At 68.7% G+C, this 24400-nt stretch carries 21 protein-coding genes; 10 read left to right on the top strand and 11 right to left on the bottom strand.

Annotation, left to right across the window (positions count from 1 at the left end):
• Positions 1–47: 47 nt before the first annotated feature.
• Entirely contained in the window at positions 48–830 is a 783-nt protein-coding gene (locus tag IM689_RS01655) for a ParA family protein (protein WP_193642606.1), read from the top strand.
• 233 nt (positions 831–1063) lie between these two features.
• On the top strand, positions 1064–1705 hold the full coding sequence (locus IM689_RS01650; RefSeq protein WP_193642605.1) for an RNA polymerase sigma factor: 642 nt from the start codon (positions 1064–1066) through the stop codon (positions 1703–1705).
• Positions 1706–2080: 375 nt separating this feature from the next.
• Here the strand turns inward: IM689_RS01650 and IM689_RS01645 are convergent, their stop codons facing one another.
• The 3 genes from IM689_RS01645 to IM689_RS01635 form a co-directional block, all read right to left on the bottom strand.
• On the bottom strand, positions 2081–2683 hold the full coding sequence (locus IM689_RS01645; RefSeq protein ID WP_193642604.1) for a hypothetical protein: 603 nt from the start codon (positions 2681–2683) through the stop codon (positions 2081–2083).
• A gap of 113 nt (positions 2684–2796) precedes the next feature.
• On the bottom strand, positions 2797–3405 hold the full coding sequence (locus tag IM689_RS01640; RefSeq protein WP_227484402.1) for a nucleoside/nucleotide kinase family protein: 609 nt from the start codon (positions 3403–3405) through the stop codon (positions 2797–2799).
• 38 nt (positions 3406–3443) lie between these two features.
• Complete coding sequence (locus IM689_RS01635) at positions 3444–3770, bottom strand: hypothetical protein (RefSeq protein WP_193642603.1); 327 nt, start codon at positions 3768–3770, stop codon at positions 3444–3446.
• Between the two features lie 61 nt (positions 3771–3831).
• On the opposite strand from IM689_RS01635, the gene IM689_RS01630 reads away from it, so the two are divergent.
• Entirely contained in the window at positions 3832–4320 is a 489-nt protein-coding gene (locus IM689_RS01630) for a hypothetical protein (protein ID WP_193642602.1), read from the top strand.
• 91 nt (positions 4321–4411) lie between these two features.
• On the opposite strand, the gene IM689_RS01625 is transcribed toward IM689_RS01630, so the two are convergent.
• Complete coding sequence (locus tag IM689_RS01625; protein ID WP_193642601.1) at positions 4412–6235, bottom strand: phosphoenolpyruvate carboxykinase (GTP); 1824 nt, start codon at positions 6233–6235, stop codon at positions 4412–4414.
• Between the two features lie 566 nt (positions 6236–6801).
• Between IM689_RS01625 and IM689_RS14930 the strand changes: the two genes are divergently transcribed.
• Positions 6802–7743: an endonuclease domain-containing protein gene (locus IM689_RS14930; protein WP_193642600.1), complete on the top strand. Its 942-nt coding sequence runs from the start codon at positions 6802–6804 to the stop codon at positions 7741–7743.
• A gap of 71 nt (positions 7744–7814) precedes the next feature.
• Here IM689_RS14930 and IM689_RS01615 read toward each other — a convergent pair whose 3' ends face one another.
• The 6 genes from IM689_RS01615 to trhO form a co-directional block, all read right to left on the bottom strand.
• Positions 7815–8720, bottom strand: coding sequence for an aminoglycoside phosphotransferase family protein (locus IM689_RS01615; RefSeq protein ID WP_227484352.1), 906 nt, complete (start codon positions 8718–8720; stop codon positions 7815–7817).
• A 71-nt stretch (positions 8721–8791) separates the two neighbouring features.
• The gene (locus tag IM689_RS01610) at positions 8792–9844 is read right to left on the bottom strand and encodes an SAM-dependent methyltransferase (protein WP_319803753.1); all 1053 of its coding nucleotides are present in this window, start codon (positions 9842–9844) and stop codon (positions 8792–8794) included.
• An 83-nt stretch (positions 9845–9927) separates the two neighbouring features.
• Entirely contained in the window at positions 9928–11427 is a 1500-nt protein-coding gene (locus IM689_RS01605) for an amino acid permease (protein WP_193642599.1), read from the bottom strand.
• A 362-nt stretch (positions 11428–11789) separates the two neighbouring features.
• The gene (locus tag IM689_RS01600; RefSeq protein WP_047310571.1) at positions 11790–11963 is read right to left on the bottom strand and encodes a CsbD family protein; all 174 of its coding nucleotides are present in this window, start codon (positions 11961–11963) and stop codon (positions 11790–11792) included.
• Positions 11964–12043: 80 nt separating this feature from the next.
• Positions 12044–13738, bottom strand: a complete 1695-nt coding sequence (locus tag IM689_RS01595; RefSeq protein WP_193642598.1) for an ABC-F family ATP-binding cassette domain-containing protein — start codon at positions 13736–13738, stop codon at positions 12044–12046.
• Positions 13739–13819: 81 nt separating this feature from the next.
• Entirely contained in the window at positions 13820–14644 is an 825-nt protein-coding gene (trhO, locus tag IM689_RS01590; RefSeq protein WP_227484351.1) for an oxygen-dependent tRNA uridine(34) hydroxylase TrhO, read from the bottom strand.
• 147 nt (positions 14645–14791) lie between these two features.
• Here trhO and IM689_RS01585 point away from each other — a divergent pair, with 147 nt between their 5' ends.
• Positions 14792–15529 (top strand): hypothetical protein, encoded by a 738-nt coding sequence (locus IM689_RS01585; protein ID WP_193642596.1) that lies wholly within the window; start codon positions 14792–14794, stop codon positions 15527–15529.
• 73 nt (positions 15530–15602) lie between these two features.
• On the opposite strand, the gene IM689_RS01580 is transcribed toward IM689_RS01585, so the two are convergent.
• A complete protein-coding gene (locus IM689_RS01580; RefSeq protein ID WP_193642595.1) occupies positions 15603–16259 on the bottom strand; it encodes a histidine phosphatase family protein in 657 nt (218 codons plus the stop codon).
• Between the two features lie 93 nt (positions 16260–16352).
• Between IM689_RS01580 and IM689_RS01575 the strand changes: the two genes are divergently transcribed.
• From IM689_RS01575 to nrfD, 5 genes are all read left to right on the top strand, one after another.
• Positions 16353–17255 carry an SGNH/GDSL hydrolase family protein gene (locus IM689_RS01575; RefSeq protein WP_193642594.1) on the top strand — a complete coding sequence of 301 codons (903 nt, stop codon included), beginning with the start codon at positions 16353–16355 and terminating at the stop codon, positions 17253–17255.
• Between the two features lie 89 nt (positions 17256–17344).
• On the top strand, positions 17345–18685 hold the full coding sequence (locus IM689_RS01570) for a cytochrome P450 (protein ID WP_193642593.1): 1341 nt from the start codon (positions 17345–17347) through the stop codon (positions 18683–18685).
• A 78-nt stretch (positions 18686–18763) separates the two neighbouring features.
• The gene (gene fdh / locus IM689_RS01565) at positions 18764–22045 is read left to right on the top strand and encodes a formate dehydrogenase (protein WP_193642592.1); all 3282 of its coding nucleotides are present in this window, start codon (positions 18764–18766) and stop codon (positions 22043–22045) included.
• Entirely contained in the window at positions 22042–23127 is a 1086-nt protein-coding gene (locus IM689_RS01560; protein ID WP_193642591.1) for a 4Fe-4S dicluster domain-containing protein, read from the top strand. The genes fdh and IM689_RS01560 overlap by 4 nt, the downstream gene beginning before the upstream one ends.
• Positions 23124–24371 (top strand): NrfD/PsrC family molybdoenzyme membrane anchor subunit, encoded by a 1248-nt coding sequence (gene nrfD, locus IM689_RS01555; protein ID WP_193642590.1) that lies wholly within the window; start codon positions 23124–23126, stop codon positions 24369–24371. The genes IM689_RS01560 and nrfD overlap by 4 nt, the downstream gene beginning before the upstream one ends.
• Positions 24372–24400 lie beyond the last annotated feature (29 nt).

Below are 24400 nucleotides of genomic sequence, written 5' to 3'. Positions count from 1 at the left end.
GCGGCGTGTCGGGGCACCGCTGCGCCGCGCCCGCCTAGGGTTGAGCCATGGTCGTCATCAGCGTGTGCAGCCTCAAGGGCGGGGTGGGTAAGACCTCCGTCGTCCTCGGGCTCGCCGACGCCGCGATGCGCAAGGGGCTCGCGACGCTCGTCGTCGACCTCGACCCGCAGGGTGACGCCACCTATGCCCTCGGTGCCAAGGCTACCGGCAGTGCGAGTGGTGACGTGCTGGAAAGCCCGAAGCGCAAGGTGCTCGAGCAGACGATCGTCGCCTCGGGCTGGGAGGGTGCGGGGGAGCTTCACGTCCTGCCCGGTGCCCCGTCGACCGCAGCGCTCGATCGCCCGGACGCCGAGGGGGAGAGCCTCCACACGCTGCGCAAGGCGCTCGGCAAGCTCGACTACGATCTCGTCCTCATCGATGCACCGCCGTCGCTGTCCGGCCTGACGCGCAGCGCGCTCGTCGCGAGCGACCGCGCCATCGTCGTCGCCGAACCTGGAGCGTTCGCCGTCAATGCTGCGAACCGACTCTTCGCCGCGATCGACGACCTGCGTCGACGTGAGGCGGGCGGGTTGCAACCGCTTGGCATCGTCGTCAACCGGTCCCGTCCATCGGTCCGCGAACACGCCGAACAGGTGAAGGTACTGGAGCGGACCTTCGGGCCACTCGTCCTCTCACCTGTCCTGGCGGATCGGGCTGTGATTCAGCGGGCTCAGGGAGCACGCCAGCCTCTCAGCGCCATCGCCGGATCGGCTCCAATGACGGACGCTTACGATGCGCTGCTGTCACGCATCGGACGCACGGCCAAGGCCCTTCGTCGGCGCACGTCCTGAGCCACCTCGGGCATATTTCGTCAGGTGACATGCAACCTGTCGGTCCGGTGTGCGTCTTTTCTGTCATGAGGACGATCGACCGCGCGGGCCAGGCACCCGCTTGCGCGGACACTTGGGTCGATCGGCTTGCCCCGGCCCGCGTTCCTCGCCGACACTGGATGATGGGGCATCGTCCGAATCGCCCTGCAGAACATCGGCGTCGGCATCTGCCGTGTGATGAGGGGAGCGGGCGCATGACTTTCGTCCATGCAGCGCTTCCGCTTCCCCCGGCGCCCTGGTGGGCCATCTCGGAAGGGGCGCGAAGCGCTCGTTCAGAGCGCGCTGCGTCGACCGGTGACGACGCGACCTCGGGGGCGAACACGTCCTCGCAGGGCTGTCCCCCGGACGAGGTCGACCTCGACGCCCTGTACGTCAGTTCGTACCACGACATGGTGCGTTTGGCTCGTCAGCTGGTCGACGACATCGAGTCGGCGCAGGACGTCGTGCACGACGCCTTCCTCGGTCTGCACCGCAACGTCGACTCCCTCGAATCGCCCGCGAACGCCCGCCCGTACCTGCGTGCGTCCGTGCTCAACCACGCCCGCTCGGCGCTACGGCGTCGCCGCACCGCCCGCGAGTACGCCGCTGCTGCCGAACCCGAGGCCGGGCCCGGCTCCGACGAGCCCGTTCTTCTGGCCGACGAGCACCAGCAGGTGCTCGGCCACCTCGACGCGTTGCCCACCCGCATGCGCGAGGTTCTCGTGCTGCGGTACTGGGAGGGGCTGAGCGAGGTCGAGATCGCGTCGACCCTCGGGATCAGCCAGGGCACGGTGAAGTCGCAAGCCTCACGCGCCATGGCCAAGCTCGCCCAAGCGATGCGAGACGCCGATGGCTGATCTTCGACCCGACGAGTTCGCCGCCCTCGAGCAACAGTTGCGTGATGCGCTGTCCGCTCGGGCCGCAACGGTCACTCCGTCCGCCCTCGACGCCGGTAAGGCCGAGGCTTTGCGCGAGGCGCTGAACGACCCGTCCGGGGCCGCCGCCGGATCCGGTGCGGCCGGAGCGCCGGGCGCCGGCGGAACGGTGAGCACTTGGGCCGCCGGCGCCGCGCTCGTGGGCCTTGCCGCAAGCGTGGCGGCCGGCGTCGTCCTGCTGGACGACGGTGCCGCCTCGAGTTCCCGTGGACCGAACTCCTCCTCGAGTGCGCCGGCCGATCCGTCGTCGTCCTCCACGGACACTCCCACCGCGTCGTCGACGGCGTCGGCGACGAGTCAGCCGACCTCGACGTCCACCTGGGCGACGAGCGCCCCCCGCACGAACGAGCGCGCCGCCTTCGAGCGAGGGAACAACGGCCCAGTCGTTCCGTCGGGCTCCTCCGCGGTCACCCTGCCGCGCCTGCCAGGCTTGCCGTCGGCAGGCGGATCCCCGTTGCGCACAACGACGCCGGGCGCCGCAACGCCGACGGGTTCGGCCACCGTGCCGGCGTCCGTGCTGCCGCCGGTGCCGTCCGGTTCGGCGACGGCTCCCGCACCGGGCACTTCGGCGTCGCAGGCTCCCACGTCGACCGCTCCCGCGCCGTCGGATTCGTCGACGAGCGGACCGAGCACGACGCAACCGACGTCGCCGACCACCGAACCCACGTCGAACCCGACGACGCCGACGAGCGAACCGAGCACGGAACCCACGACGCCGACGAGCGAACCGTCGCAGCCGACGACGTCGAACCCGACCACGCCGACCACCGAGCCGACGCGTCCGTCGGAACCGACGAGCCCCTCGCCGTCGACTCCGACGAATGAGCCGACGCAGCCGACACCGTCACCCACGTCGCCGACGACCACACCGACCCCGCCGACGACGTCCTGGCCCAGCACATGCGTGCCCTTTGGATCGCGTGACCTGCTGGGTGACCCGAAGAACGGGCACTCGGTGTGGTGGACGGATCTGCTCGGGATCCGCTGGCACCTGTGGTGTTCCAATGGGGTGATCAGCCCGGGTCGACCTCCAGGACGGTGAGCCCCGCCCACGCGACCATGTTGTGCTCGATGCGGCGGGCGTTCGTCTCGTCCGAGCCGAGAGCGTGCGCTCGAGCGTCCTCCGTGCTGCGCCCGTAGCGCTCGTGACGTTCCACGAGTCGGGTGCGGCGAGTCGATTCGTCGGGCGTCAGGACCCATGCGGTGTCGAAGAAGTTGGCGAGGTTGCGCCACGGGTGCTCGTCGAGCAGCAGGTAGTTGCCCTCGACGACGACGAGACGGTGTTCGGGGCGAATCTCGACGGCGCCGGTGACGGCGTCCTCGATCTCGCGCCGGAACTCGGGCGCCCAAACGGACGGATCCCCGGGCCGCTGCCCCGCGATACGGGCCACCAGGGCGACGAAGCCTTCGGCGTCGAACGTCTGGGGTGCTCCCTTGACCTGCGCGAGGCCGAGTCGTTCCAGTGTTCGGTGCGCGAGATGCCAGCCGTCCATCGGGACGACGATCGCTGACACGTCGCGGTTCTGCGCTTCCGCGAGCAGGAGCTCGCAGACGGTGGACTTGCCTGCGCCGGGTGCGCCTGCCACAGCGAGGACGAGCCGGTCGTGCGGTGACGCGTGCAGCGCCGAGAAGAGCCCCTCGCGGGCCTCGGCGAACGTGATCAGTTGATCGTCACCTTCTGCGTCGAGGACTTGCTCACCGGGCCCGAGTCGCCGCAGAAGTACGTGGTGGTCGTGACGGTGTACGTCCCCGCGGCCGCGTAGGTGTGGGTCTGCGTCGGCAACTTGTCGGCGAATGCAGCGAGGGGCGACTTCGGTGCGCACTGGAGCGCGCCGAGGTCGGCGCCGTCCATGTCGCTGCCGTCACCGAAGTCGATCGTGACGCCACGGCTGTTCGGCGCCGCGATGACCGCGTTGTTGAGCTGCGAACGGTAGAGGTGCTGCTTGCCCGACGCGCTGTACGTATAGGAGAGGGTACGACCGTTCACCGACGTCACGAGACTCTGGGTGGCGACGGCTGCGCCCGTCTGAGGGCCCCCGTCAGGAGTGGTGACGTGTACAGACGACACGGGGGTGTTCTCCAGTGCGGACTTCTTCACCTGCGTCGGGGTGGGCGCCTTCCCCTGTGCTGTGGACGGCGAGACGGACACGTGTCCCACGGCGGAGGGCTGCGAGGAGCTCGATGGGGTGGCCGTGCTCTCGGCCGAGGGCGAGCTCGCCGCGCCGGACGACTGCGTCGAGCCCGATGAGTTGGTGCTCGTGCCGGTGGAACTGCTCGTCGAGGACGACTGCCCGGCCCCCGAGGTGGCGCTCGAGGCCGAAACAGGCGTCGAGGTCGCGGAGGACTGCCCCTCGGCCTCGGGTGACGAATTGCCGCAGGCCGCGAGAGCGAGCGGCAGCGCGAGGGCGGCGGCGGTCAGGGCGAACGAGCGTGACATCGGTTTCCTCGGGGAACGGGGACGTGCGGTTGACTTCGAGCGTACGGGGCGTACCTGCGAACTGTCCGTAGGACGCTCGGTGGGCGGACGGCGGAGATGACGCAACCTCCCGCTCGCGAGCAGCGAACGGGAGGTTGCGTGACCGACGACGGTCAAGTGACGGTCGGCCGGGACCGCCACGTCTGATGGGCTCAGGCGCCGAGGCGCTCCTTGAGGCCGTCGAGCTCGACCTGAAGCTGAACCGGGAGCTGGTCGCCGAACTTGGCGAACCACTCCTCGATCTGCGGGATCTCGGCCTTCCACTCCTCGACGTCGACCGCGAGGGCGGCCTCGAGCTCGGCGTCCGTCATGTCGAGGCCCTCGACGTCGAGCGACCACGGCGTCGGAACGTGACCGATGGGCGTCTCGACCGCAGCGGCCTTGCCCTCGATGCGCTCGATGATCCACTTGAGGACGCGGCTGTTCTCGGAGAAGCCTGGCCACAGGAAGTCACCGTTGTCGTCACGACGGAACCAGTTGACGTAGAAGATCGCGGGCAGCTTGCTCGCGTCCGCGTCCTTGCCGACGTTGACCCAGTGCTGGAAGTAGTCACCGGCGTTGTAGCCGATGAAGGGCAGCATGGCCATCGGGTCGCGGCGCACGACGCCGACCTGGCCGGTCGCGGCGGCCGTCGTCTCGGACGAGAGCGTCGCCCCCATGAACGTGCCGTGCAGCCAGTCGCGAGCCTCGGTGACGAGCGGAACCGTCGTCTTGCGGCGGCCACCGAAGAGGATCGCCGAGATCGGCACACCCTGCGGGTCGTTGTACTCGTCGGCCAGGATGTCGCACTGCTCGATCGGAGTGCAGTAGCGGCTGTTCGGGTGGCTGGACAGCTCGTCGCTGTCGGGCGTCCAGGGGTTGCCCTTCCAGTCCGTGGCCTTGGCCGGCGGGTTCTCGAGACCCTCCCACCAGACGTCGCCGTCCTCGGCGAGCGCGACGTTCGTGAAGACGGAGTTGCCCTTGTTGATCGTCTTCATGGCGTTCGGGTTGGTGTGCTCGTTCGTGCCCGGCGCGACGCCGAAGAAGCCGAACTCCGGGTTGACGGCGTACAGGCGGCCGTCCTTGCCGAAGCGCATCCAGGCGATGTCGTCGCCGAGGGTCTCGACCTTCCAACCCGGAACGGTCGGCTTGAGCATGGCGAGGTTGGTCTTGCCGCAGGCGCTCGGGAAGGCCGCAGCGATGTAGTAGACCTGGTTCTCCGGGGAGATGAGCTTCAGGATGAGCATGTGCTCGGCCAGCCAGCCCTCGTCACGCGCCATGACCGAGGCGATGCGCAGCGAGTAGCACTTCTTGCCGAGCAGGGCGTTGCCGCCGTAGCCGGAGCCGAAGCTCCAGATCGTGCGCTCCTCGGGGAACTGCACGATGTACTTCTCGTCGTTGCACGGCCACGCGACGTCCTTCTCGCCGTCGGCGAGCGGGGCACCGACCGAGTGCAGGGCCGGGACGTAGCGGGCGTCGTCACCGAGCCCCTCGATGCGGTCGAGGATCTTCGTGCCGCAGCGGGCCATGACGCGCATCGACGCGACGACGTACTCGGAATCGGTGATCTCGACACCGAACATCGGCTGCTCGGCCTCCAGGTGACCCATGACGAAGGGGATCACGTACATCGTGCGTCCCTTCATGCAGCCCTTGTAGAGGCCACGCATGATGTCCTTCATCTCGTTCGGGTCCATCCAGTTGTTGGTGGGCCCGGCGTCCTTCTCGTCGACGCTGCAGATGTAGGTACGGTCCTCGACGCGCGCGACGTCCTGCGGGGAGCTGGCGGCGTAGAACGAGTTCGGCTTGATGTCCTCGTTGAGGCGCGTGAACGTGCCCGTCTCGACGAGCTTGTCCGTGATCTGCTTCCACTCCTCGTCCGAACCCGTCACCCACTGGATGCGGTCGGGGGTGGTCATCTCGGCGACCTCGGCAACCCAGGCGGCAAGGCCCTTGTGCGTCGTGCCGCCGATCGTCTCGATGTCAGTCGTAGTCATTGGATCGGCCATCCTTTGTGCGAGCGGGCCCGAACGGGATCTCCGTTCATCACCCGAGTCATCGCTGTCGTCGGTCGTCCCGGCGCGCAACCGACTTCGAGAAGTCGAAGCGTAGCGCCCGGTGGGACTCCTCGAACGTACGGGTATCTCGACGTCGAAATATAAGTGGCCGAGGGTTCCAAGTTGTGACGTGGCTCACAAACGCATGGTGCGCTGTTGGGTTTCTGCCACCAATGTCGGAAATGTTCATTAACGGTTCGAGAATCGAACATTTACCGCCATCGACGTGACCTGCGGCACGGGGTGCCGAGGCGCGACGACGGGTCCCGGGATGGGGTCGGGCGACGAACCCCCGACCTTGGGGGTTTTGCAGTCGAACGGTGTGGTGTTGGCTGCGAAACTCCCAACGTTGGGTGATTCGCCCTAGGAGCCGGTCTTGTCGGCATCCTCGTGGGCTGTGGATAACTTTCGCGGTGGTCGGCGCGCGAAATCGCGACGCTGGAGGTATGGCCCCTTCTGCTTCCGCCTCTTTCCCCTCGTCCGGAGCGCGTCCGTCGCGCCAGAGCGTGGCAGCACGTCGACGTGCTGCCCTGGACAGGCTCGGCGCGCTCCCGTTCACCTCGGACGAGGCCCTCGCAGCAGGGTTGAGTCGGAGCGACCTCGACAGCGCGGACGTACGCCGTCTGTTCCGGGGTGTCTTCGCCGATGCCCGCGTGCCGGTGGGGCACGGGCTCCGCTGCGTCGCAGCGGTGCGACGGTGTGGTGAGGGCGCGCGGATCTCGCGACTCGATGCGGCGCTCCTGTGGGGTCTGCCGGTGCCGTGGCCCGAGGGCGTGTCGGTGAGCATCCCGGCGAGCCGGGACGTGCGCGGTGCGGGACTCGCCGTGCACCGTCACCTCCGAAACTCGAAGACGTCGAGCGTTTGGGTTCCCTCGGTGCGGTTGCGGCTGCCGACTACGGCGCCGGTCGACCTCGTGCGTGAGTGTTTGCCCCGGCTGTCGCTCGTCGACGTCGTCGTGCTCGCGGACGCCGTTCTCAGGCTGCCCGGGGTGGAACCGGAGTCGGCGCGTGCGTCGTGGTCGTCCAGCGGTGCGGGGCCAGGGCGCGCACGAGACCTGGTGAGGCTCGTGGATGCCGGTGCCGAGTCGGCCATGGAGTCGCGGCTACGGGTCCTGCTCGTGTTGGCGGGGTTACCCCAGCCGGTCGCGCAGTTCGAGGTGGTGGCTTGCGGGCGTCGTCGAAGGCTGGATCTCGCGTACCCGGATCTCAAGATCGCGATCGAGTACGACGGGGACCACCACTACGTCACTGAGGCTCAGAAGCATGCGGACATCGAGCGCGAAATGTCCCTGCGCACCGAGGGGTGGGAGGTCATCCGCGTTGTGTCCCACGGCATCTACCGCGACCCGGCCGGAACGGTGAAGGCAGTCGCCGCGGCCCTGGAGCGCCGCGGCCGTTCGGTACGGCTGTCGGACGGTTGGCGCCCCCACTTCCGACAGCTCGCGTAAAACCCCAACCTTGGGGGTTTTGCAGCCGAAGGGATGCTGCGTGGCCGGAAAACTCCCAACGTTGGGCGATCTCAGCGCAGGCGGACCCCGACGTCGGCCGCGACGGCCTCGACCATGCGGGTGAGGCGGACCGTGCGTTCAGGCATCGAATCGCGGTACTCCGCGAGCGTCACGAGGCCCGGGCCCGGGAAGGCCCACGCGCGGGCGCGCGCCGTCGTGGCTTCGTCGGCTGCGGCGGCACGGGTGAACACGGCGCGTGCTGGAGCGTCGAACAGATCCCACGCGTAGAGCAGATCGACGGCAGGGTCGCCCACGCCGAGTGCGCCGAAGTCGATGACGCCGGCCAGGGTGCCGCCGTCCCTGACGAGGACGTTCTCGGCCGAAAGGTCGGTGTGCACCCAGGTCCGGGAGCCGGTCGCGGCCTCCACTTCCCGCAGGCGTGCCCAGGCCAGGCGCACCTGCGTCGGGTCGAAGAGGTCGCTCAGCGTGGCGGCGGCCTCGTCGACCCACGCGTCGGTGGCGTCGGTCACCGGATCGCCGCACCGGTAACCCCAACGCTCGGCGCCGCCGACCTCGCCGTCCGTGTCGACGGCGTGAAGCTCGGCGACGAACTCCCCGAGTGACGACGCGAGCGACCGCTGCGCCGAAGCGTCGAGGTTCGTCGGAGTTCGACCCTCGATCCAGGTGACGACGGCCCAGTGTCGAGGGAATGTCTCGCTCGGCGTTCCGACGAACTCGACGCGCGGGATCGGCGTCCTCACGCCGGCTCCGAGCGTCGGCAGCCAGGTGATCTCGTTGCCCAGATCCGTGGCGTAGTCGTCGGAGCGTGGGAGGCGAAGTGCGAGGTGACCTCCAACGCGAAACACCCAGTTGCTGCTGCCGGAGGCCGGGCTCGGGCGCACGGCAAGCTGGGCGAGGTGCGGTGCCTGCTCGCGCAGGAGCTGCGTGGCCAGCGCGGCGTCGGGTGCACAACTCATGGTGTCGGGAGTTTTACAGCCGGATCCTCGCGCGGCGACCGATTTTCCCCAGCGTCGGGCGAAACGCAGCGTCAGGCACGCAATGCGACGACGGTGATCTCGTGCCGGTTGTGCTGCAGCTGTCGGGCGAAGGTGATGTCGTACGCCTCGCTCAGCATGTTCATCGCCTCGTCGGCCTGCTTGACCGGGTTGTTCGTGCCCAACTTCAGCGTGACGATCGCCGTTGCGCCCGGGTTTAGCATGTCGGACGCCTCGAGCATCGTGTGGGCCGACAGCTGCGGGGGCATCCGCATGTCGTTGACGATGAGGTCGACCCGACGCGGGAAGGTAGCGACGAACTCCCCGGCCGTCGTCCGGTGGTGTTCCACGCCGCCCAGGTCGAGCACGCGCTGGTCGAGACCGGCCGGGTCGACGGCGTGCACGTGGCCGTACCCGCGCGAACGCAGGATGCGTGTCCACCCGCCAGGGCTGGCGCCGAGGTCGACGGCCACGTCCCCCTCGGGCAGGTCGATGTGGGTGAACAGCTCCTCGAGCTTGAACTCCGCGCGGCTGACCTGCTCCTTGCGCGAGGCAAGACGGATGCGTCCACCCGCCCAGTCGGACAGGGCGTAGCGCGAGGGCGTGACACCCGTCGTCACCCGGTCCTCACCGAGGCAGACCGACAACGCGAGGTCGGCGCCGCCGGGCACGACTCGGACGCCCTCGTCCATGAGCATCTCGAGGAGGGGCCGACGCACCTTGCCGGGCGCCCACGGGCCCTGCCCCGAATCCCATGTGTGCAGGGAGATGGCCGAACCGGGCGTGTACTCGCCGGAGTCGGCCAGTGCCTCGAGGCGCGTGGCGATGCCGTCGAAGGCCCACCCGGCGATCTCCTCGGCGTCCTCGTGCTCAAGGGACTTCGTCGTCGCGTGCTTCTCGACGGCGGCGAAGTGCTTGCAGAAGCGCAGGTAGCCGGACGAGGCGAGTTCGTGAAGTCGCTGGATGCCGCCGTTCTTCAACTGGACGAAGCCCGCGTCCTCACCCACGCGCGTCACCTTCTCCACGTCGGCCTCGCGGCGTAGTTCGACGACGGCGAAGCGGTAGTAGTCGGCGGTCGTGGAGAACAGGACGGGAAGGTCGATCACGTCAGTCAGTCTAGGCGTGAGGACGCGTACGGCCGCCGCCCGGGAAAGGTACGGCGGCCGCAGCGCGTGGAACGGGTGAGCGATCAGCTCGTGACGTACTCGTCACCGTCGTCGATGTCGTCGAAGACCGCGGCGTCGATGCGGTTGCGCACGAGGAACCAGCCGCCGACGAGCAGGAGTACGAGGATCGGGCCGCCGAAGCGAACGGCAGCGGCCGACTCGGGGCTGCTGTCCGTCGGGTCGATCGCGATGAGCACGAGAACCGCAGCGAGGAACACGAGCGCGATGATGTTGAGCACCGGCGCACCCTTGAGGCGGAAGTCCGGACGCTCCAGCTCGCCGCGCGCGGCCTTGCGGACCATCATCATGTGCGAGATGAGGATCATCGACCAGACGCCGATGATGCCGAGGGTGGCGGCCTCGAGAGCGATCTCGAAGGCATGCGACGGCCACTTGAAGTTGATGACGACGCCGACCGCACCGAAGGCGGCCGTCGCCAGGATGGCGGCGTAGGGAACCTGGGTGCGGCTCATCTTGCCGAGGATGCGCGGCGCCGTACCGGCCACGGCCATCGAGCGCAGCACGCGGCCGGTCGAGTACAGGCCCGAGTTCATCGACGACGCGACGGCCGAAATGAGGACGACGGTCATGATGTCTGCCATGCGCACGCCACCGACGTGGAAGCCCACGCGGTCGAGCACAGTGACGAAGGGTGACTCGCCCTGCTTGTACTGCGCGGTCGGCAGGAGGAAACACAGAAGCGTGATGGTGCCCACGTAGAAGATGAGGATGCGCCACAGCACCGAGCGGACGGCCTTCGGCATGACCTCACGCGGGTTCTCGGTCTCACCGGCGGCGACGCCGATGAGCTCCATGGCGGCGTAGGCGAAGATGACGCCGGTCAGCAGTGTGAACATCGGCGAGACACCGTTGGGGAAGAAGCCCGAGTCGGTGATGTTGTGAACGCCGGCGCTGGCGGGCTTGCCGCCGCCCGAGAGGTCCTGGCCCACGATGATGAAGTAGATCGAGGCGAGCATGAACAGGATGATCGTGCCGACCTTGATGGCCGAGAACCAGAACTCCATCTCGCCGAACAGCTTGACGCCGATGAGGTTGATGGCCAGGGCGGTCACGAGAGCGATGGCGGCCCAGCCTCCCTGCGGAAGGGCGTCCTTGAGCGGGCTCCAGAAGATGAGGAAGCTCGCGATGACGGTGGAGTCGGCGATGAGCGTGAACGCCCAGTTGGTGAAGTGGAACCATCCCGCTGCGTACGCGCCCTTCTCGCCGATGAACTCGCGGCTGTAGGACACGAAGGCGCCCGAGGAGGGGCGGTAGAGCACCATCTCACCGAGCGCGCGCACCACGATCATGGCGACGGCGCCACAGATGGCGTAGGCGAAGATGAGCGACGGGCCTGCGGAGTGCAGTCGCCCGGCCGAGCCCATGAAGAGGCCGGAGCCGATGGCGCCACCGATACCGATCATCCGGATGTGGCGGTTCTTGAGGTGCTTGGCGTAGCCGGCGTCACCAGAGTCGCCGGAGCCGCGAGGTGCGGCCGGCGGGGCGTCGAGAGTCGAGGACATGCGGAGCCTTTCAAGGAGAAGGGCCTTCCCGCTGACCCCGTGACTCGAGTGGGCGGAAAAGTGCCGTGCGTCACTGTAGGGCTCGCTCAACTCCCGAAAAACGAGACGATGCTGCGTCGCCGCGACCAACCTGTGAGACGGACTGCGCTGCAGCGGTATTCGATCCAACCAGAGGTGTGGCTCACAGCAAGATGAAATCGATCTGTGACCTGTTGAGTGCTTGGTGGACGACTACCGTCAGGTATTGCAGGTCACAATCCGACGCTCGTGCGCAGATCACCTGAGCTGGACACGGCAAGAGGCGCACCTCCCGAATCGGGAGATGCGCCTCTCGTACAAGCGGTGTCAGACACCGAGAACGATCAGTTCTTGAAAGCGTCCTTGATCTTCTCGCCGGCCTGCTTGAGGTTGGCGACGCCCTGGTCGCCCTTACCCTCGGCCTCGAGCTGCTCGTTGTCGGTCGCCTTGCCGTAGGCCTCCTTGGCCTGGCCGAACTTCTCGTCCTTGGCGTTGTCCAGCTTGTCGTCGAAACCCATTGCTGAACTCCTTTCACTCGATGACAGTTGCTTCGACCCTACTCCGGGCCCTTGGCCTTGGCCAGAGGTTTTTCACCGGCTCACCCGGGTGGGTGGAGCTCCAAGCGCTGACCGGCCCAGCGTCGGCGCAGCATCCGGTCGTGGCTCGCGACGACGACCGCCCCGGGGTAATCACCCAGGGCGCGCTCGATGTCTTCGGACAGGAGCAGGGAGAAGTGGTTGGTCGGCTCGTCGAGCAGCAGGACGTCGGGCGGCAGCGCCAACAGGAGGGCGAGGTCGAGTCGGCGCCGTTGCCCGACGCTCAGGCTGTTCACCGGCCGGAGCTCGTCGCGTCCGGCGATCAAACCGAACGTGGCCAGCGGACGTCTGGCAGCGAGTTCGGCGCCGACGAGTTGCTCGTACGTGTCGCGGACGCTGTCGTCACCGCTCACTTCGGCGTCCTGGCCGAGCAGGGCGACGCTCCCGCGCGGGGCGACGGTGACGCTGCCGTCGTCGGGAGCGATGCGCCCCGCAAGAGCCTCGAGCAGTGTCGACTTGCCGCATCCGTTCGGGCCCTCGACGAGCAGACGCTCTCCGGCTGCGAGCGCGAGACTCGTCGGTCGTAACCGATCTCGGAGGGTGACGTTCGACGCCGTGACGAGCGCTCCGCTCGGCAACTCGCCGAGGCGGCGGGCTGCGGCGAGCGACCGATCCGCGTTGAACCGCAGGTGCTTCGGCGGTTTGCGCACCTGCTCGTCCTCGAGGCGCTCGAGGGCGGTGCGGGCATCGTTGACCCGGCGAGCGACGACGGTGGCGTTGCGGTCGGAGTAGAACTTCTTCGCGCCGCGCGCCTCGGTACGCGGCCCGCGCTCGGGGTGTCCGACGCGGTGATCGTCGTGCAGTCGCCCGCGCAGACGGTTCAGTTCGTCCTGCTCGCGCTCGTACTGCTCCTGCCAGCGCGTCAGTTCGTCGGCCCGGGCGACGACGTATTGCGAGTAGGTGCCGGTGAACCGGGTGACGCCGTGGGCGGCGCCTGCGTCGGAGGCGTCGGCGACGCGATCGACCTGACGGTGCGGCATCGGCCGCGGATCGAGGTCGAGCAGGTGGCTGACCGATTCGTCGAGGAAGGCGCGGTCGTGGCTCGCCATGAGCACCGGTCCCGGCCATGTGTGGAGCATGCGTGCGAGCAACTCGGCGCCACGGTCGTCGAGGTGGTTCGTCGGTTCGTCGAGCAGGAGCGTCTCCGGGCGGCGCACGAGCATCCACGCGAGCGAGAAGCGGGCGAGTTGGCCCCCCGAGACCTCGCGGACGGGGCGCTCGCGAGGGATGTCGGCGATACCGAGGCCTTCGACCAACTCGTCGATCGTGTGGTCGAGCTCCCACACGCCGCGGCGTTCGGCCTCGGCGAGGGCGAGCTCGAGTCGAGTACCCGCTCCGGGGTCGTCGGGGTGCGCGGCCAGGTGCTCACCGGCCGACGTCACCTCGTCGCCCAGAGCGCGCAGGGGCGCGGCGGCGTCCCGGAGCACCTCATCGGCGGTGAGATCGAGTGAGAACGGCGGCTGCTGGTGGAACAGGCCGACCTCGCCGGGCGCGCTCACCGTCCCCACGTCGGCGTCCTCGAGGCCCGCGACGATGCGCAGGAGCGTCGACTTGCCGGTGCCGTTCTCCCCGATGAGCGCGGCCCGTTCGCCGGCGGCGACGGCGAAGGAGATGTCGGTCAGGACGCGGCGGTCGGGGTAGCTCTTCGAGATGCCGTCGAGACGAAGGTGTGTGCCGCGGGGTGGGTTCGGATGCATGGGCCTCCTCGGGTCCGGAAGCTCCCACCGTACGAGTGGGGCGCCGTCGTCGGCACCCGATTTTTCGCCGGGCTCAACCGGTCAGCGCGGCTCGTCGATCTCCTCGCGGGTGCGGCCGGTGTCGCGCAGCTTCGTGTCGAGGCTGACGCGCTCGTCGAAGATGAAACACTCACCGTCCCAGTCCTGCTCGGCGTCCGGCATCTGCTGGAAGTAGTTGAGGATGCCGCCCTGCAACTGGAAGACCTCGAGCCCCAGATCCTGCATCCAGGGGCTCGACTTCTCACAGCGGATGCCGCCCGTGCAGTACATCGCGATCTTCGTGCCGTTCTCGCGCCACTCGTCAGCGTGGTCTTCGACGTAGTCGGCGAAGTCGCGGAAGTTCACGACGCCCGGATCGACGGCGTCACGGAAGCGGCCGGCGCCGTATTCGAAGCTGTTGCGGTTGTCGAGGACGACGACATCGTCGCGGCGGATGAGTTCACGCCACTGCTCGGGCGGCACGTCAGTCGCGTGCACGTCGTCCATGCGGTTCGGCATGTCGAGGCCGTCGACGCCGAGGGGCACGATCTCCTTCTTTGCCTTGACGAGCATGCGACGAAACGGCGGGCGCTCGAACGCCGTGCGCTTGACGACGATGCCGTCGAAAGCGTGAGCGACCGTCGCGTCGGCGCTCGCGGTCTCGAGGAAGGCATCGATCTGCTGCGGCGTGCCGGCCAGCATCCCGTTGACGCCTTCGGACGCGACGAGCACCGAACCGCTGAGCCCGTGGGTGAGTGCGCGCAGACGCGCCACGGCGGCGTCGACGTCGTCGAAGGCGACGAATCGGTAGAACGCGATGTGGTCGCCGCGGGTGGGCAGGTCGTTCAACGTCGTCGGGTCGGGACGGCGATCACGCATGCTGCTCATGGCGACCATTGTCGCCCACGGCGCGCTCACAGCGCGGTGACGGGACGTTTGACAGCCTCATCACGGCCGCGGGCCGTTCTCTCGGGCGGTGGGGGTGGCCCGCGTTGTGCGAGCTGCCCTCAACTCCTCATGAGAGAAGGGAAGAAGATGTTGAACAACACGACGAAGATCGTGGCCGGCCTCGGCGCGGCGGGCACGCTGGCCGTCTCCGGAGCAGCGCTGGCGAACTCGCAGTCGCCGGCTCCCACGCCGTCCAGTTCCTCGAGCACGCAGGCTCAGCCCGGTGACGCGGGCAAGGGCGGCCCCGGCGGTCACAAGCACACCGAGGTGACCGGAGCGACGAAGACGAACGTCGTCAACGCCGTCAAGGCCAAGGATGCCGCGGTCTCGATCGAGCGCGTCATGGCCGACCCGGACGGCTCGTACGACGTGCTGGGCACGAAGAGCGGTGCGAAGGTCATGGTCGAGGTGAGCAAGGACCTCAAGACGGTCGAGGTGCGCACCGGCGGTCCGGGCGGCCCCAGTGGGCGTGATGGGCACGGCGGGCCCGGTGGTCACGACGGCAAGCAGCGCCCGGCCGACGTCACCGGCTCGACCCTGACGAGCGTCAAGAGCGCCGTGAAGGCGAAGGATGCTGCTGTCACCATCGAGCACGCGTTCAAGACACCCCAGGGTGGCTACGTCGCGCTCGGCACGAAGTCGGGCCAGCGCGTTGCCTACGCGGTGAGCGCGGACTTCAAGACCGTCACGCTCGACTCCCACGGTCCGCGTGGAGGCCACAGCCCGCACGGCGAGCGCGGTCAGGGCGGGTCGACGCAGCAGTCACCGTCGGCGGGCCAGGGTTCGGCTTCCTCCTCGACCTCGACGGGCGCCGTCAACTCCTGATTTCGCGGCACCCATCGGCTTCGGGGCTGAGCAGCGCCTCACGCGTGGCTCGGCCCCGAATGCGTGGGAGCCCTCAGTCGTCGTCCTCGGCGTCCGCCGTGGGGTCGGAGGCGCCCTCGTCGACAAGGCTCGGGTCGTCCCAGCCGACGAAGCGCCAGTCGCCCGGGCGCCCCTCGAGCGTCACGACCGCGGTGTTGAGCAGGCGCTTGTGCTCGGCGTCCTTGGGCGTGATGCCGGACGCCTGCGACGTCGCCCAGAGGCGGATGACGGCGCCGTGGCTGACGACGGCGACCGCTGCGTCGTCCGCGAGCCCTTCGACGGCGCGCGCGATGGCGGCCTCGTAGCGTTCGAGAACCGAGTGGCCGTCGGGGCCGCCGGGTATCCGCTCGTCGAGCTCGCCCTCGGACCAGTCGAAGACGGTCGTCAGGTAGGTCATGTGTGACTCGTGCGTCGTCATCATCTCGAGATCGCCGGCCCCCACTTCGCCGAAGCCCTCGTCCTGCAGAGGCTCGAGCGCCCGTGCGCGAGTGAGTGGCGCGGCCGTCAGAACGGCGCGGCGGTGCGCTGAGGAGACGACGCGATCGAGGGGTGTGCCGTCGAAGCGGCGCACGAGATCCTCGGCCTGGCGCATGCCGAGATCGGTGAGGCCGGCGCCGGGCAGTGCGGTGTCGAGGGCACCCGCGACGTTGTTCGGAGTCTGTCCGTGCCGAATGAGGTGCAGCGTGGTCATGCCCCGATTGAATCACCGCAGCCGGCACCCGCCGGGAGCGTGTCTCGCGGTCGAGAAGGTGCGGTGACGCCCGACCTTCGCCATGATGAAGCGATGAAGCCTTCCCCCGCCGCCTTGTGCCTCGTCTCCGTCCTCGGGTTGAGTGCCTGCAGCGGCGATCGTGGATCGGACGGTTCGAGGAACGGCGAGTCGCAGGCCTCGACGTCGAGTGCGGGAGCTTCGGCGAACTCCTCGCCGCAGCCGTTCAACGGAAAGACCTCGTGCACGGACGTCGTCTACGTCGGTGACTCGGTGAGTGTCGGCATGGTGAGCCAGGACCAGATTCCGAACCGGGCGGAGCGGCTCGAGGCGCGCTTCGCGAACGTCGGCGTCAAGAACCTGTACGTCAACGCCTCCGGCGGCCGGTCTGTCTTCGAGCGCTTCATGAACCGGCCCAACGTCATGGACGTGCTGACGCCGAAGCTCACCTCGACGTTCAAGGGCTGCTACGTCATCGCCACCGGCACGAACGACGCGGCTAACGACCACATCGGCAGCAACATGAAGATCCGCCAGCGCATCGACACCGTCATGAAGGCGACGAAGGGGCGGCCCGTGTTGTGGCCCCTGCCTGCGACGATCGCGACGAACGGGTCGTACAACGACGCGTACATGCGCGACATGGATGCTCAACTGCGCGACGCGACGAAGCGCTACCCCAATCTGCGGCTCTACGACTGGCGAGCCGAGCGCGAGGAGGAGTGGGTCGAGGGGGATCGGATCCACGACGACCGTCTCGGCTCGCGCTACCGTGCCGCGATGTACGCCAACGCCCTGGCCGTCGCGTTCCCCCAGGGGCGCCCGGCGAACCCGAGCACCGTCGTCGGCTCGGCGTGGGGCAAGAAGCCGTCGCCGGCGAACCGGCCGAAACTGCCGTCGGTCAAGGGGGACGCCGTGGCGTTCTGGGCCGGCGACAAGAAGGCGGTCGAGCTGTACGAGAGCGGTCGCAAACCCTGAGCCATCCGAAAGGGGAGTTGGCTGCGCGCCACTCACTACGTCGGTAGTGTGATCTGCGGCACAAATTCCGAGATCTGGTGGTGACGGTGATGACGACGACTGCAGAGCTCGTCAGTGGCGTGGTGACGAACAGGGTGAAGCCCCTCGTGCGCTGGGGCCTGACGCATGCGGTGCCGAGCCGCGTCCTCAAGGACGGAGCCGACAAGGGTGACCTCCAGGCGCGCCTCACGGTCGAGGCCCAGAACCTCTCGCCCGAGGAGATCGCCGAGCTGTTCAGCCAGATCCGCGCGCAGGGCCCGCTCGTGCGCAGCACGTTCTCCTACGTCAGCGTTGACCACGCCGTCGTCAAGGAGGTGCTCAGCTCCACCCAGTTCCGCACCGGCTTCCCCGGTGACGACCGCCCGGCGATTTCGCGCCTCGTGCAGTGGGCACGGCGCGAGGGCCTGCACCCCGTGGAGCCGCCGTCGATGCTCGTCACCGACGGCGACGATCACACGCGCTACCGCAAGCTCGTCTCGCGGGTGTTCACCGCGCGCGCCGTCGAGGGGCTGCGCGAGCGGACGGAGGCAATCGCTGCCGACCTGCTCGACGAACTCGCGGCCAGGGGCGGGCCGGTCGACCTCGTCGCCGCCTACTGCGAGAAGCTGCCGGTCGCCGTCATCTCGGAGATCCTCGGCGTTCCCGAGAGCGAGCGGGCCAACGTCCTGCGCATGGGCGGACATGCCGCAGCGAGCCTGGACCTCGGCATCGACTGGTCGACGTTCCGCGCCGTCGACGGCGCCCTCGACGAGTTCGACGAATGGCTCGGTAGGCACTTCGACCACCTGCGCGCCAACCCCGGCGACGATCTGTTCTCGACGCTGCTGCACGCCACGGACGACGAGGGGCACCTCAGCGAGCGTGAACTCAAGGCCACCGCCGGCCTCCTGCTCGCCGCCGGGTTCGAGACCACCGTCAACCTGCTGAGCAACGCCATCCGGCTGCTCGTCGAGCACCCCGACCAGTTGGCCGGCCTGCGCGCCGACCCGTCCGGTTGGGGCAACGCCGTCGACGAGGCACTGCGCTACGACCCGCCCGTACTGCTCACCGGCCGCTCGGCGGCCGAAGACACCGAGGTGGCCGGACAGCGCGTGGGTGAGGGCTCGATGACGACGCTCGTGCTCGCCGGCGCGAACCGCGACCCGCAGGTCTTCGACAACCCCGACGCCTTCGACGTCGCGCGCGAGAACGCCCGCGACCACCTGTCCTTCTCCGCGGGCAGGCACTTCTGCCTCGGAGCGGCGCTCGCGCGCATGGAGGGGGAGGTGGGCCTGCGTGCCTTCTTCGACCGCTTCGACGTCGAGTTGCTTCCCGGGGCGGGCCGCCGACCGACACGCATTCTGCGCGGGTACGAGACGCTTCCCGCCCGCCTCGTGCAGCGCTCGAACTGAGTGGCTGCCGGGCCTTGTCACCGCCCGGGGCTAGGGTCGAAACTGAAGGCGACACATCGACGCGGAAGGAGGGCCGACATGGGGTTCTCACCACTCGAATGGCCTGTCCTGCGTCAGGTGCGCTCGGGTGACTTCCTCGGCCGCGGCCCGTCTGTGACGAGCGAGAAGACGCGCACGCTCGAGCCGCGCACGACGACGGCCGACCGCAGCGTCCAGTCGGTGTGCCCCTACTGCGCCGTCGGCTGCGGCCAGCGCGTCTTCGTCAAGGACGAAAAGGTCGTCGCCATCGAGGGCGACAAGGACAGCCCCATCTCGCGAGGCCGCCTGTGCCCCAAGGGTGCGGCGAGCGAGCAGCTCGTCAACAACCCCTCGCGGATCAAGCAGGTGCTCTACCGCAAGCCCGGCGGCACCGACTTCGAGCCGATCGAGCGCGACAGGGCCATCGACATGGTGGTCGAGCGGTTCCTCGACACGCGTCGACGCACCTGGCAGGAGCGTGACGAGAAGGGCAACTTCCTGAGGCGAACGATGGGTATCGCCTCGTTGGGCGGAGCGACGCTCGACAACGAGGAGAACTACCTCATCAAGAAGCTGTTCACCGCAGCCGGGGCCATACAGATCGAGAACCAGGCGCGTATTTGACACAGCGCTACGGTTCCCAGTCTGGGGGCCTCATTTGGGCGTGGTGGAGCCACTAATCCACTGCAGGACATGGCGAATGCCGACCTCATCATCATCGAGGGGTCGAACATGGCCGAGTGTCACCCCGTCGGTTTCCAGTGGGTGACCGAAGCCAAGGCGCGCGGCGCCAAGGTCATCCACATCGACCCGCGCTTCACGCGCACCTCGGCGGTGGCCGACAAGCACGTCACCATCCGTGGTGGCTCCGACATCGTCTTCCTCGGTGCGCTCATCAACCACGTCCTGTCGACGGACGCGTACTTCCACGACTACGTCGTCGCGTATACGAACGCCGCGACGCTCGTCAGTGAGGACTTCGTCGACACCGAAGACCTCGACGGGCTGTTCTCCGGCTACAACCCCGAGACGGGTCAGTACGATCAGAGCTCGTGGCAGTACGCCGACCCCTCCGGCGAGCAGGGCACGTCGAGCGACGAGATGAGCGGTTCGTCCGGGCATCACGCGTCCGGTGGTGCGGAGTCGCACGGTTCCGGCGGTCCCTCGCTCGCCCACGCCGAGGTGCTGCGCGACGAGACGCTGACCGATCCCCGCACGGTCTTTCAGATCCTCAAGCGTCACTACGCGCGCTACACACCCGAGCTCGTCGAGGAGGTCTGCGGCGTCTCGCCGGAGGACTTCCGCTACGTCGCCGATGCCCTCGTCGCGAACTCCGGGCGCGAACGCACCACGATGTTCGCCTACGCCGTCGGCTGGACCCAGCACGTCTCAGGCGCGCAGATGATCCGCTCGGCGGCCATCCTGCAGCTGCTCATGGGCAACGTCGGACGCCCCGGCGCGGGCATCATGGCGCTGCGCGGGCACGCGACGATCCAGGGGTCCACCGACATTCCGACGCTGTTCAACCTGCTGCCGGGTTACCTGCCGATGCCGCGCGTCGCGGAACACGAGACGATGGAGGACTACGTCGACTCCATCGTGTCGAAGGACGCGAAGGGCTACTGGGCCAACGCGGACGCGTACGCCGTCTCGCTGTTCAAGGCCTGGTTCGGCGAGCACGCGACGCCCGAGAACAACTTCGGACTCGACCTCATGCCGCGTCTGACGGGTGCGCACGGCACCTACCAGTCGATGATGGGCATGATCGACGGCGACGTCGAGGGGTTCTTCGTCCTCGGCCAGAACCCGGCCGTCGGGTCTGCGAACGGCAAGCTGCAGCGCAACGGCCTGCGTCACCTCAAGTGGCTCGTCGTGCGCGACTTCCAGCTCATCGAAACGGCCACGTTCTGGAAGGACGCGCCGGAGATCGCGTCCGGCGAGTGGAAGACCGAGGACATCGACACCGAGGTGTTCTTCTTCCCTGCGGCCACGCACGTCGAGAAGGCCGGCTCGTTCACCCAGACGCAGCGCCTCGTGCAGTGGCGCCACAAGGCCGTCAACCCGCCGGGTGACGCGCAGAGCGAACTCGACTTCTTCCACGAGGTGGGCGTGCGCATCCGGGCCCGCCTGGCTGATTCCGATGACCCGCGCGACCTGCCGCTGCAGGCCATGACGTGGGACTACGCGAAGGACGAGCACGGCGAAGTGGTGCCCGAATCCGTCATCGCGGAGATCAACGGCACCGACGCCGAGGGCAAGCCGCTTTCGACGTACGTCGACCTCGCGGCCGACGGCTCGACGTCGTCCGGCTGCTGGCTGTACGCGGGCGTCTACGCCGACGGCGTCAACCAGGCAGCGCGACGCAAGCCCGGGCACGAGCAGGACGAGACGGCCGCCGAGTGGGCGTGGGCGTGGCCGGCGAACCGGCGCACGCTGTACAACCGCGCGTCGGCCGACCGCGACGGCAAGCCGTGGAGCGAGCGCAAGAAGCTCGTGTGGTGGGACGAGGAGGCCGGTCGCTGGGCGGGGCACGACATCCCCGACTTCCCGGCGACGACGGCACCCTCCTACCGGCCGGACAAGGGAGTCGGCGGGCCTGACGGCCTCGCCGGCGACGACCCGTTCATCATGATGGCCGACGGCAAGGCCTGGCTGTATGCGCCGCTCGGCCTCGTCGACGGCCCACTGCCGGCGCACTACGAGCCGGCCGAGTCACCCCTGGCGAACCCGCTGTACCGACAGCAGGCCAACCCGACGCGCGTCGTCTTCGAACGCAAGGACAACCTCAACGCGCCGAGTTTCGGCACGCCCGGCGGCGACGTCTACCCGTTCATGTTCACCGTGAACCGGTTGACCGAGCACCACACCGCCGGCGGCATGAGCCGGTGGCTGCCGTACCTCGCGGAACTGCAGCCGGAGATGTTCGTCGAGGTCTCGCCTCAGCTGGCGCAGGAGCGTGGGCTCGAGAACGGCGGATGGGCTACCGTCGTCTCGGCCCGTGCCGCGATCGAGGCGCGCGTCCTCGTCACGGAGCGAGCGCGACCGCTACGCATCGGCGGACGCACGGTGCACACGATCGGCATGCCGTATCACTGGGGTTCGAGTGAGTTCGCCCAGGTGGCAGGCGATTCCGCGAACGACCTGTTTGGCGTCGTGCTCGATCGCAACACTCAGATCCAGGAGGGCAAGATCGGCATGTGCGACATCCGTGCCGGCAGGCGCCCCGCGGGGGAAGCGCTGGAACGGCTCGTCGCCGAGTACCAGAGCCGCGCAGGCACGACGGTCATGACGGGCAACGACCTCGCCCAGGGTGACGTCGAGGAGAGTGAAGACAACGCATGAGCGCACTGACGAGTTACGTCGCGCGCCAGTTCGGCGGCGCGGGCGACCCGGCCAAGGAAGCCGCGTGGGGTACCCGTGCGGCGACGGAGCGCACGGGCGGGGCCCCGAACGAGCCGCTCGCGGAGCGGGTCGGCTTCTTCACCGACACGTCCATCTGCATCGGCTGCAAGGCGTGCGAGGTGGCTTGCAAGGAGTGGAACCGCAACCCGGAGGACGGGTACGGGCTCACGGGCCACTCGTACGACAACACGGGTGAGCTCGGCTCCGACACGTGGCGTCACGTCGCGTTCGTCGAGCAGTCGGGGGAGCGCATCGCGGCGGCCCGTGAGTCGGGGCGCAAGCTCGTCGACCTCGGTATGCCGAGTGTGCGCAGTGCTGCGTCGACCGAGACGCCCAGTGGCGCGGTCGATGTGCAGCCTGAGACCTCGCTCGACGTCGACGTGTTCGCCCTGGCGTCATCGCCGGAGGGCCTGACGCCGACCGCCGGTAGCGACGTGCCCGATTTCCGCTGGCTCATGTCGTCGGACGTCTGCAAGCACTGCACCCATGCGGGGTGCCTCGACAACTGCCCCACGGGAGCGATCTTCCGCAGCGAGTTCGGCACCGTCGTCATCCAGGCCGACGTGTGCAACGGCTGTGGGTATTGCGTCGGCGGGTGCCCGTTCGGCGTGGTCGAGCGTCGTGAGAAGGACGCCGTCATCAACCACGGCAACGCACAGAAGTGCACGCTCTGCTACGACCGGCTCACCGAGGGGCAGACGCCCGCGTGCGCACAGACGTGCCCCACGACGTCGATCAAGTTCGGGCCGCTGTCGGAAATGACGCGCCTCGCCGAGGAGCGCGTGGCCGAGCTTCACGCCCGCGGCATGACGGAGGCGCGCCTGTACGGCGCGGGCAGTGACGACGGTGTGGGCGGCACCGGCTCGGTGTTCCTGCTCCTCGACGACCCGGAGGTGTACGGGTTGCCGCCCGACCCGGTGGCGCCGTCGCGACACCTCGCGTCGTCGTACAAGCGGATGCTCGCCGCAGCCGGCGGCATGGCGGCTGCGGCTGCCATCGCGTTCGTCGGGGGTGGCGTGTGACCAACCCGCTCGATTCCTACCGTGACCCCGAGGGTCCACGCCGCCGCCGTGGTGGCGGTGACAAGCGTCGCCGTCCGACGGACTGGCTGAACGACCGCCGCGAGGGACGCGGCGAGCGCGCGCTCGTGCCGGACGTGGAGTTCGACTCGTACTACGGGCACAACGTGGTCAAGCCGGTGCCGTGGGAGGCGCCGATTCCGATCTACCTCTTCACCGGTGGGCTCGCGGCGGGATCGCAGCTGCTCGCGGCTGGCGCGTACGTGACGGGGAACGCGCCCTTGCGACGCGTCACGCGCCTGACATCCGGAGTGGCGACGGCGGTCAGCGGCGCTGCGCTCGTCGTGGACCTCGGGCGACCCGAACGGTTCTACAACATGCTGCGGGTGGCGAAACTGAGCTCCCCGATGTCGGTGGGTACGTGGATCTTCTCCGCGTTCGCCGGGGGCGCAGTGCCGCTCGCCGGGTTGGAGGCGCTGCGTCTGCTGCCGCGCAAGAACAGCGGTTCGTTGGCCTCGCTCGTGGGGCGCGCGGAAAACGCCGTTGCCCAGGTCGGTGGTGTGCGCCGCGGGGCGGTGGCGCCTCGGCGCGCCGGCGTTCTCGGCTTCGTCGAAGAGGCACTCGATCTTGTCGAGGCGCCGAGCGCTGCCCTCGGTGCTCTGGCTGCCGGACCACTCGCGACGTACACCGCTGTGCTGCTGTCGAATACGGCGACGCCGACGTGGGCCGAGTCGCATCATCACCTGCCGTTCGTGTTCGCCGGCTCGGCGTCGGCCGCGGCGAGCGGAAACGCGATGGTGTGGACGCCGGTGGCGCACGCGGGGCCGGCCCGTGCACTCGCGCTCATCGGGTCGTCCGTCGACCTCGTGGCTCTCAACCGGCTCGAGAAGCACCTCGACGCCCACGGCGTCGGCGAACCCTTGCACCACGGAACGGCCGGAAGGCTCAACAAGGCGAGTCTGGCGCTCAACGTGGCGGGCTCCGTCGGGACGGCGCTGTTCGCGCGGCGCTCGCGGGTGGCGTCGGTGCTTTCGGGAGCGTGCTTCGTCGCCGGTTCGGTGTGTACCCGCTTTGCCGTGTTCGAAGCGGGAATGGAGTCGGCGAAGGACCCGAAGTACACGATGGCGCCGCAGCGGCGCCGCCTCGACGAGCGCGGCGGGACCGGCAACATCACGACGGGTCCGCGCACGGCCGACGGACGTCGTCCGTTGCCGGGGCCGGACGGTCACCCGGTCCTTCGGGACTGATGGAGAAAAGCGCTGGTTGTGCACGATAT

Origin of the sequence: Dermacoccus barathri (assembly GCF_015070805.1) — a bacterium.
GTDB lineage: Bacteria > Actinomycetota > Actinomycetes > Actinomycetales > Dermatophilaceae > Dermacoccus > Dermacoccus abyssi.
The sequence above is the reverse complement of the archived record's forward strand: the minus strand, read 5'-3'. Positions and strand labels throughout refer to the sequence as shown.